This window comes from Bradyrhizobium sp. YR681, from assembly GCF_000282615.1.
In the GTDB taxonomy this organism is placed as follows: domain Bacteria; phylum Pseudomonadota; class Alphaproteobacteria; order Rhizobiales; family Xanthobacteraceae; genus Bradyrhizobium.
On record NZ_AKIY01000232.1, the window covers coordinates 1 to 9,122 of the forward strand.

The following is a 9,122-nucleotide window of genomic DNA, read 5'->3' on the forward strand; positions in this document are numbered from 1 at the left end:
GGGGGGGAGCCGATAGACCGGCTTGCCGGCTTCGCGCACCGCGGTCAGGGTGGCGCGGCGGTCGGCCGGTACCAGCGCCAGCACGGGATCGGCGGCGTTGCCGGCCTCGTCGCCGAAATAGATCCGGGTGTAGAGATGCCGCAGCATGCCGCGGCCGAACACCGCAAGGAGAATGTGTGGCGCCTGCGGCTTGCCATCGGGGTCGGGCAGCGCGCCCGGCTTGATGGTCTCGAAGGAATAATGGCCGTCCTTGTCGGTGCCGCAGCGGGCGAAGCCGCGGAAGCTGGCATTGGGCAGCGCGCGCTTGTCCTGCGGATCGGCGAAGCGGCCCTGCGCGTCCGCCTGCCAGATCTCCAGCATCACATCGGGCACGACGACGCCATCGCCGTCGAACACCCGGCCCTCGATGCGGACGCGATCGCCGGTGACGTCTGATGTCAGCGTCGAGTTGGTGAACGCGTCGTTCCAGGCATATTCGCCGGTCGGTGTCAGACCGTATTTGAAGAACGGACCGACGGTTTGCGAAGGGGTGATCCCGTCGGGTTTCACAGAATCCTGCACGTTAGTGGTTCTCCATGGGCGTGGCGTTCTTGCCGCGCAGCACGATGTCAAAGCGGTAGCACAGCGCCCATTCGGGCTGGGTGTTCTCGAGGTCGAACGAGGAGACCATCCGCGCCCGCGCCTTCTCGTCCGGCACCGAGTTAAAGATGGGATCGAACGGGAATAGCGGATCGGCAGGGAAATACATCTGCGTCACCAGCCGCGTGACGAAGGAATGGCCGAACACCGAGAGATGGATGTGCGCCGGACGCCAGGCATTGTGGTGATTGCCCCAGGGATAGGCGCCGGGCTTGATCGTCACAAAACGGTAATAGCCGGCGGCGTCGCTCACGGTGCGGCCCGCGCCGGTGAAATTCGGATCGAGCGGCGCCGGATGCTGGTCGCGGACATGGACGTAGCGGCCGCAGGCATTTGCCTGCCAGATCTCGACCAGCGAGTTCGGCACGCCGCGGCCGTCCTCGTCGCGCACATGGCCATGCACGATGATGCGCTCGCCGATCGGCTCGCCGCTGTGCTGGGTGGTGAGATCGGCATCGCCTTCGCGCACGGTCTCGTGGCCATAGACCGGACCGGTCAATTCCGACAGGGTGTGGCGCATCGGGATCAAGGGCTTGTTCGGCGCGCGCTTGATCGAGCTCTTGTACTCGGGCGACAGCGGCAGCGGATGCGCCTTGTTGCTATCGACGGGATAGATGAATGTCATGGGCGAACTCCTCCCCGGCCATTCTGCTCCGGCCGGTCAACGCTTCCCCCGATCATTATAGAATATAACTAATCTAGGGAAGCCGGTTTGGCAGGCGTCCCGGGCCCGCCGGCAGCACCCTATTTGATCGGCGGGCGCGGCAGCACGGCCTCGCCGGCCTCGAGCCGGTAGGTGTGGTCGAGCGAATACCAGGGCGTCGCGACGTCGGGCGCAGTCGGATGCGGCGTATCGTGGCGCTGGAACTTGCCGATCAGCGCCTGCGTCACACCGAACTGCACGTCGCTGTCGATATGGGGATCGTTGGGGTCGTAGACCTGCGAGATCAGCACCTTGAATCCGGGCTTGAGGATCAGGGCATGCAGATGCGCCGGACGATAGGGGTGGCGGCTCTGCGCCTCCAGCAGGCGGCCGACCACACCGTTGGTCGGAATGGGATAGCCGATCATCATCACCGAGCGGAACGAGAAACGTCCATTCTGGTCGGTCGTGAACTTGCCACGCAGATTCATGTCGGCCTGATCGGGGTCCTGGTTCTCGTAGAGGCCGACCGGCGAGGCATGCCAGACATCGACCTCTGCACCTGCGACAGGACGCCCCTCCTTGTCCACGACCCGGCCGCTGACGAACAGCGGCGCGCCCGGCGTCTCCGAGCGCACGATAGAGCCGCCGTTCTCGACCCGCGGCGAGTTCAGCCGCCAGAACGGTCCGAGCAGGGACTGGTCCGTTTCCGTATTGCCCTGATCGCCATTGTTGAGCAGGCACACCAGCGGCGAGACGCCGAGCGAGCCCGCCATCAGCACGACCTCGTTGTGCGTGTCGGTCGTCAGCTCGCCGAGCTCGGCGATAACAGCCGTAGCGTCGCGGAATTCCTTTTCAGTCAAGCGAACGTCGCGGACGAAGGCATGCAGGTGCTTGACCAGCGAGACCATGATCTGGCGCAGCCGCGGATCGGATGTCCGCTCCATCACCGCCAGTGCCGCGGCCGTGACGTCCTGCTCGCGCTCGATGATCATGCCGCCATCCTTCTCCCTTTCATTCCGGGGCAGACCGCAGGGCTGAACCCGGAATTTCGAGATCCCGGGTTCGGTGCGCGTGCACCGCCCCGGATGACGAGACGCGCAGCGTCCCGTCAGTTCAGCTTCTCGATCGCAACGGCAACGCCCTGGCCGACGCCGACGCACATGGTGGCGAGCGCGAGCTTGCCGCCGCGCTTTTCCATGCCGTGCACGGCGGTGAGCGCGAGGCGCGCGCCGCTCATGCCGAGGGGATGGCCGAGCGCGATGGCGCCGCCATGCGGATTGACGAAATCGGCATCGTCGGCGACGCCGAGCTGGCGCATGCAGGCGATGCCCTGCGAGGCGAAGGCCTCGTTGAGCTCGATCAGGTCGAAATCGCTGATCTTCTTGCCGAGCCGCTCCATCAGCTTGCGGGTCGCGGGCACGGGTCCAATGCCCATGATGCGCGGCGGCACGCCGGCCGAGGCGAGGCCGAGGATGCGGGCGCGGGGCGTCAGGCCGTGCTTCTTCACCGCGGCTTCAGAGGCCAGGATCATCGCGGCGGCGCCGTCATTGACGCCCGACGCATTGCCGGCGGTCACAGTGCCGGGATTGCGCACTATCGGCTTCAGCTTGGCGAGGCCTTCAAGCGTGGTTTCGGGACGCGGATGCTCGTCCCTGTCGACCGTAATCGGGCCGGCCTTGCCGCCGGGGATGGTGATCGGGATGATCTCTTCCGCGAAATAGCCCGCCGCGATCGCGGCACCCGCGCGCAGCTGCGAGCGGATGGCGAAGGCGTCCTGGTCCGCGCGCGAGACCTGGAATTCCTCGGCGACGTTCTCGCCGGTTTCCGGCATCGCATCGACGCCGTACTGCGCCTTGAGCAGCGGGTTGATGAAGCGCCAGCCGATGGTGGTGTCGAAGATCTCGGCCGAGCGGGAAAAAGCTTCCTGCGCCTTGCCCATCACGAAGGGGGCGCGGGTCATGGATTCGACACCGCCGGCAATCGCAAGCTCGATCTCGCCGGAGCGTATGGCGCGCCCCGCAGCACCGACCGCATCGAGGCCTGAGGCGCAGAGCCGGTTCAAGGTCTGGCCGGGAACCGAATCCGGCAGCCCCGCCAGCAGCAGCGCCATGCGCGCAACGTTGCGGTTGTCCTCGCCGGCCTGGTTGGCGCAGCCGAAGAAGACCTCGTCCACCTGCGCCCAGTCGAGATTGGGGTGTTTGGCCATCAGCGCCTTGATGGGGGCTGCGGCCAGATCGTCGGCGCGCACCTTGGCGAGAGAACCGCCGAAACGGCCGATCGGGGTCCGCACGGCATCGCAGATAAAGACGTCACGCATCGTTGTTCTCCCTGAATGCCGCGGTCCGGCCAGAATTCTTCCAAATTCTTGAATGTCGCCGGAGTTTTAGGAGGGCGCCCGCGGCAGGTCAATTGACGGTTTCGCGGGCGGCTTATTCGGCCAAGCACCACGAAATTCAGCCGTCATTCCGGGGCGCCCGGCGGGCGAGCTATGGTGCGCAATTGCGCACCTGAGAATCCATAACCACGAGCCGGGATTATGGATTCCGGGCCTGCGCCTGGCGGCGCATCCCGGAATGATAACGGAAATGTGGCGGCCGCTTCCGCCACACGGACAACGTGGAAAACCTCCCCTGTCAGGCCAAAGCGATAGGAGCACGGGACGAAATTTTGTAGGTTGCGCCGCCCATGACAATGCAACAGCCAATACCCATACCGCCCCCAGACGAAGCGCCCGCACCGCAGGCGGAAGCCGCCGCGCGCGTCACGCCGATGATGGAACAGTACCTTGAAATCAAGGCAGCGCATCAGGGCCTGCTGCTGTTCTACCGGATGGGCGACTTTTACGAGCTGTTCTTCGAGGACGCCGAGATCGCCTCGAAAACGCTCGGCATCGTGCTGACCAAGCGTGGCAAGCATCAGGGCGCCGACATCCCGATGTGCGGCGTGCCGGTCGAGCGCTCCGAGGACTACCTGCACCGCCTGATCAGCGCCGGCCACCGGGTCGCGGTGTGCGAGCAGACCGAGGACCCTGCGGCTGCGAAAGCGCGCGGCAACAAGAGCGTGGTGCGCCGCGGCGTGGTGCGGCTGGTCACGCCGGGCACACTGACCGAGGACACGCTGCTCGATGCCCGCGCCAACAATTACCTGCTGGCGATCGCGCGCGCCCGTGCCTCCGGCGGCGGCGACCGGTTTGGCCTCGCCTGGATCGACATCTCGACTGCCGAATTCACCGTGCTGGAATGCTCCGGCGGCGAGCTTGCGGCGACGCTGGCGCGCATCAACCCGAACGAAGCCATCGTCACCGACGCGCTCTACAGCGACAATGAACTGAGCCAGACCTTGCGCGAACTGCCGGCGGTGACACCGGTGACCCGCGACGTCTTCGACGGTGCGACGGCGGAAAAGCGGCTGTGCGATTATTTCGCGGTCGCGACCATGGACGGGCTGGCACAGCTCACGCGTCTCGAAGCCACCGCTGCGGCCGCCGCCGTCACCTATGTCGACCGCACCCAGGTCGGCAAGCATCCGCCGCTGTCGCCGCCCGCGCGCGAAGCATCGGGCGCGACCATGGCGATCGATCCGGCCACCCGCGCCAATCTCGAGCTGACGCGGACGCTCGCCGGAGAGCGCCGCGGCTCGCTGCTCGATGCGATCGACTGCACCGTGACTTCGGCGGGCTCGCGCCTGCTGGCGCAACGTCTGGCCGCACCGTTGACGGATGCGCCGGCAATCGCCCGGCGGCTCGACGCGGTCAGCGCCTTCGTTGCCGATTCTGCCGCGCGCGAAGACATCCGCAGCATCCTGCGCGGCGCGCCCGACATGTCGCGGGCGCTGGCCCGCCTCTCGGTCGGCCGTGGCGGACCGCGCGATCTCGCCGGCATGCGCGATGGCATCATCGCCGCCGACCAGGTGCTGGCGCGGCTCGGCGAACTCGACCAGCCGCCGCAGGAAATCGCGATCGTGATGGCCGCGCTGCAACGTCCGTCGCGCGAACTCGCGGCGGAATTCGCCAGTGCTCTCGACGAGCAACTGCCGCTGATCAAGCGCGACGGCGGCTTCGTTCGACAGGGCTACGAGCCCGCGCTCGACGAAACGCGAAGTCTGCGCGACGCTTCGCGTCTCGTGGTCGCCTCGATGCAGGCGCGCTACGCCGACCAAACCGGCGTGAAGGGCCTCAAGATCCGCCACAACAACGTGCTCGGCTATTTCGTCGAGGTCACCGCGCAACATGGCGACAAGCTGATGTCGGCGCCGCTGAATGCGACCTTCATCCACCGCCAGACGCTGGCGGGCCAGGTGCGCTTTACGACGTCGGAGCTCGGCGAGATCGAGGCCAAGATCGCCAATGCCGGCGACCGCGCGCTCGGGCTCGAGCTCGAGATCTTCGAGCGACTCTGCGCCAAGGCGCTCGATATCAGCGACGACTTACGCGCCGCAGCGCAAGGCTTTGCGCTGCTCGATGTTGCGACCTCACTGGCCAAGCTCGCGGTCGACGAGAACTACGTGCGGCCGGAAGTGGATGAATCCCTCGGCTTCGCCATCGAGGCCGGCCGTCATCCCGTGGTCGAACAGGCCTTGAAGCGCAATGGCGAGCCGTTCATTGCCAATGCCTGTGACCTCTCGCCCGGACCTGCGCAAAAATCCGGCCAGCTCTGGCTGCTGACCGGTCCCAACATGGCCGGTAAATCGACCTTCCTGCGCCAGAACGCGTTGATTGCCCTTCTTGCTCAAATCGGAAGTTTCGTGCCGGCCACGCGCGCGCGGATCGGCATCATCGACCGCCTGTTCTCCCGCGTCGGCGCCGCCGACGATCTCGCCCGGGGACGCTCGACCTTCATGGTGGAGATGGTCGAGACGGCCGCGATCCTCAACCAGGCCGGCGAGCGCGCGCTCGTGATCCTGGACGAGATCGGCCGGGGCACCGCGACCTTCGACGGCCTTTCGATTGCCTGGGCCGCGATCGAGCACCTGCACGAGAGCAACCGCTGCCGCACGCTGTTCGCCACGCATTATCACGAGCTGACCGCGCTGTCGGCAAAGCTGCCGCGGATGTTCAACGCGACCGTGCGGGTGAAGGAGTGGCAGGGCAATGTCGTGTTCCTGCATGAGGTGCTGCCGGGCTCGGCCGATCGCTCCTACGGCATCCAGGTCGCCAAGCTCGCAGGTCTGCCGCCGGCCGTGATCACACGTGCGAAATCCGTGCTCTCCAAGCTGGAGGCACAGGACCGCGGCCAGACTGCGCGGGCGCTGGTGGACGACCTGCCGCTGTTCGCCGTGCCCTCGCGCGCCGCCGCGGAAGCCGCGCCGCCGAGCGAGGCCGAATTGCTGATGGACGCCGTGAAGGCGCTGCACCCCGACGAGATGTCCCCGCGCGAGGCACTGGATGCTTTATATGCGCTGAGGGCCAAGCTGCCGAAGCAGTGAAAGGTGCCGTAGGGTGGGCAGAGCGCAGCGTGCCCACGCCCTGCGCGTTGGTCGAGCGAAAGACGTGGCACGGCGCGCGAAGGGCGCGCCTTTGCCCACCCTACGAATCCTGCGCGCCTGGCTTACGCCCTTGCCGCGATCGCGGCCGCTTCCGCCGCGGCGCGCTGCATGCTGTTCGACATCTCGTTCGTCACCGTGCTCTGCTCCTCGACGGCGGCGGCGGTGGATGTCACGTATTCGCTGACATTGTTGATCGCCTGCTTGATCGAACCGAGCGCGCTGACGACGTCGCCGGAGATGCCGTTGAGGCTGCCGATCTCGGCACCGATCTTGTCGGTTGCCTGCTTGGCCTGGTTGGCGAGGCTCTTCACTTCGGAGGCGACCACGGCAAAGCCGCGGCCGGCTTCGCCGGCACGGGCGGATTCGATCGTGGCGTTGAGCGCAAGCAGGTTGATCTGCCCGGTGATGCTGTTGATCATCTCGACGATGCCGCTCATCGCCTGCGCGGCCTCGGTGAGGCGCTGCGCCTGGGCGTCGGCGGCGGCGACCTGATCCACCGCGCTCATCGCGGTCTCGCGCGATTTCGTCATCGCCTCGGAGATCTCCCGCACCGAGGCGTTAAGCTCCTCCGAGCCGGCAGCGACCGATTCCATCATGCCGCGGACGCGCTCGTTGCCCATGCGGACCAGCACCTGCCGCGTGGTGTCGGTGGCATATTTCACGACCTTGAACGGCTTGCCGTTGAGATCGAGGATCGGGTTGTAGGACGCCTGGATGTAGACCTCCTTGCCGCCCTTGCCGATGCGCTTGTATTCCGCCGCCTGGTACTGGCCGCGATTGAGGGCCGCCCAGAACTCGCGATAGGCCGCGCCGTCGCGCTCGGCCGGGTCGACGAACATGCTGTGATGATGGCCCTTGATCTCGGCCAGCGAATAGCCGAGCGCGCCGAGGAAGTTCGCGTTGGCAGTGATGATCGTGCCGTCCATGTTGAACTCGATCACGGCCTGCGCCTTGTCGATCGCTGCGATCTGGCCGGCAAGATCGGCGTTCTTCAGCTTCTCGGCGGTGATGTCGGTGGCGAACTTGGCGACGCCGAACGGCTTGCCGTTCTCGTCGAGCAGCGGGTTGTAGGAGGCGAGGATCCAGACCTCGCGGCCGCCCTTGCCGATGCGTTTGAATTCGCCGGACTGGTATTCGCCGCGGTTGAGCGCGGCCCAGAACTCGCGATAGGAGCCGCCGTCGCGCTCGGCCTGGGCCACGAACAGGCTGTGATGCTTGCCCTGGATCTCGGCGAGCGAATAGCCGAGCGCCTTGCAGAAATTCTCGTTGGCGGTGACGATGGTGCCGTCGAGCTTGAACTCGATCACGGCCTGGGCGCGGCTGATGGCGGACACCTTGGAGGCCTCCGTCATGGCGTGGATCTTCTTCGCGGTGATGTCGGTCGCGATCTTCACGACCTTGACCGGCTTGCCGGCATGATCGAGCACCGGATTGTAGGACGCCTCGATCCAGACCTCGCGGCCGCCCTTGGCTATCCGCTTGAATTCAGCGGCCTGCGGCTCGCCGCGGTTGAGCTGCGCCCAGAACGCCTTGTAGTCCGCGCCGTCACGCTGATCGGCCGGCATGAACATGGCGTGCTTCTTCCCCTTGATCTCGTCGAGGGAGTAGCCGAGCGCCTTCAGGAAGTTCTGGTTGGCCGTCAGAATCGTGCCATCCATCGCGAACTCGATCATGGCCTGCGAACGACCGATGGCGGCGAGCTGTGCGTCCGCGTCACTGCGGGAGTTGCGACCGAACATCAAAGGCTCTCCATTCGAAATAACACCGATGGGAACGCGCCCACCGGAACAAAGGGGATGTGACCGCGCGGCAGCGATGCCGCATTCCAATCGGTGGTTCCCGCAAGTCCGATCGCTTCATGTGAGGTCCCAAAACGGGGCGCGGACGGTATCGGAAGCGGGTATGCAATTTAATTCGTAAGGGAAAAGCTCGAACAAAGTTCTAATAGAATGATCGGAAAACTGCACCATTCGTGCAGGTCCGCCGGAGTCAGGGCTGCGCCGATCGCGGCTCCACGGTTTGAAATGATGCTTCTCATTCAAAGGCTTGAGACGACGACGCGTTCGTCATCGGCGTGAAACGGGTCCCGACCACATCCTTTTGCGACGCCATGTCGCGCTCGTCCGTAGTCTCACGGCTTCTGGTACCGCGACTCCTGTCGCGTCCTGGACAGAGCACGCCGGCCGATCCCCCACAGCGTCAGGTTCCAGGTGACGCAGGTGCCAAGCGCGAGACACAAGCCGATGGCGGAACCGAACTGCACCACCGCAACGTGCATCACGGCAATCGCCATGCCGAATCCGAGCAGCCCCCAGGCGGAGTTGGCGAGCACAGCGGCTGGCGGCGGACCGCC

Annotated in this window: 6 protein-coding genes and 1 pseudogene; 1 reads left to right on the top strand and 6 read right to left on the bottom strand. The window is 65.9% G+C overall.

The genetic code is table 11. The features are described from left to right. The 4 genes from pcaG to pcaF form a co-directional block, all read right to left on the bottom strand. Window positions 1-561 (bottom strand): protocatechuate 3,4-dioxygenase subunit alpha (gene pcaG, locus PMI42_RS24915; protein ID WP_008139216.1); only part of this gene is annotated, 561 nt, incomplete at its 3' end. A gap of 1 nt (window position 562) precedes the next feature. Beyond that, a complete protein-coding gene (gene pcaH, locus PMI42_RS24920; protein WP_008139218.1) occupies window positions 563-1,264 on the bottom strand; it encodes a protocatechuate 3,4-dioxygenase subunit beta in 702 nt (233 codons plus the stop codon). A 119-nt stretch (window positions 1,265-1,383) separates the two neighbouring features. Further along, entirely contained in the window at window positions 1,384-2,277 is an 894-nt protein-coding gene (locus PMI42_RS24925; RefSeq protein ID WP_008139219.1) for a dioxygenase family protein, read from the bottom strand. A 116-nt stretch (window positions 2,278-2,393) separates the two neighbouring features. Further along, entirely contained in the window at window positions 2,394-3,602 is a 1,209-nt protein-coding gene (pcaF, locus tag PMI42_RS24930; RefSeq protein WP_008139220.1) for a 3-oxoadipyl-CoA thiolase, read from the bottom strand. Window positions 3,603-3,970: 368 nt separating this feature from the next. Here pcaF and mutS point away from each other — a divergent pair, with 368 nt between their 5' ends. Continuing rightward, window positions 3,971-6,709 carry a DNA mismatch repair protein MutS gene (gene mutS, locus PMI42_RS24935; RefSeq protein WP_008139221.1) on the top strand — a complete coding sequence of 913 codons (2,739 nt, stop codon included), beginning with the start codon at window positions 3,971-3,973 and terminating at the stop codon, window positions 6,707-6,709. 122 nt (window positions 6,710-6,831) lie between these two features. On the opposite strand, the gene PMI42_RS24940 is transcribed toward mutS, so the two are convergent. Further along, entirely contained in the window at window positions 6,832-8,508 is a 1,677-nt protein-coding gene (locus tag PMI42_RS24940; RefSeq protein ID WP_008139222.1) for a methyl-accepting chemotaxis protein, read from the bottom strand. Window positions 8,509-8,900: 392 nt separating this feature from the next. After that, window positions 8,901-9,122, bottom strand: a pseudogene (locus PMI42_RS24945) (hypothetical protein); the annotation flags it as partial.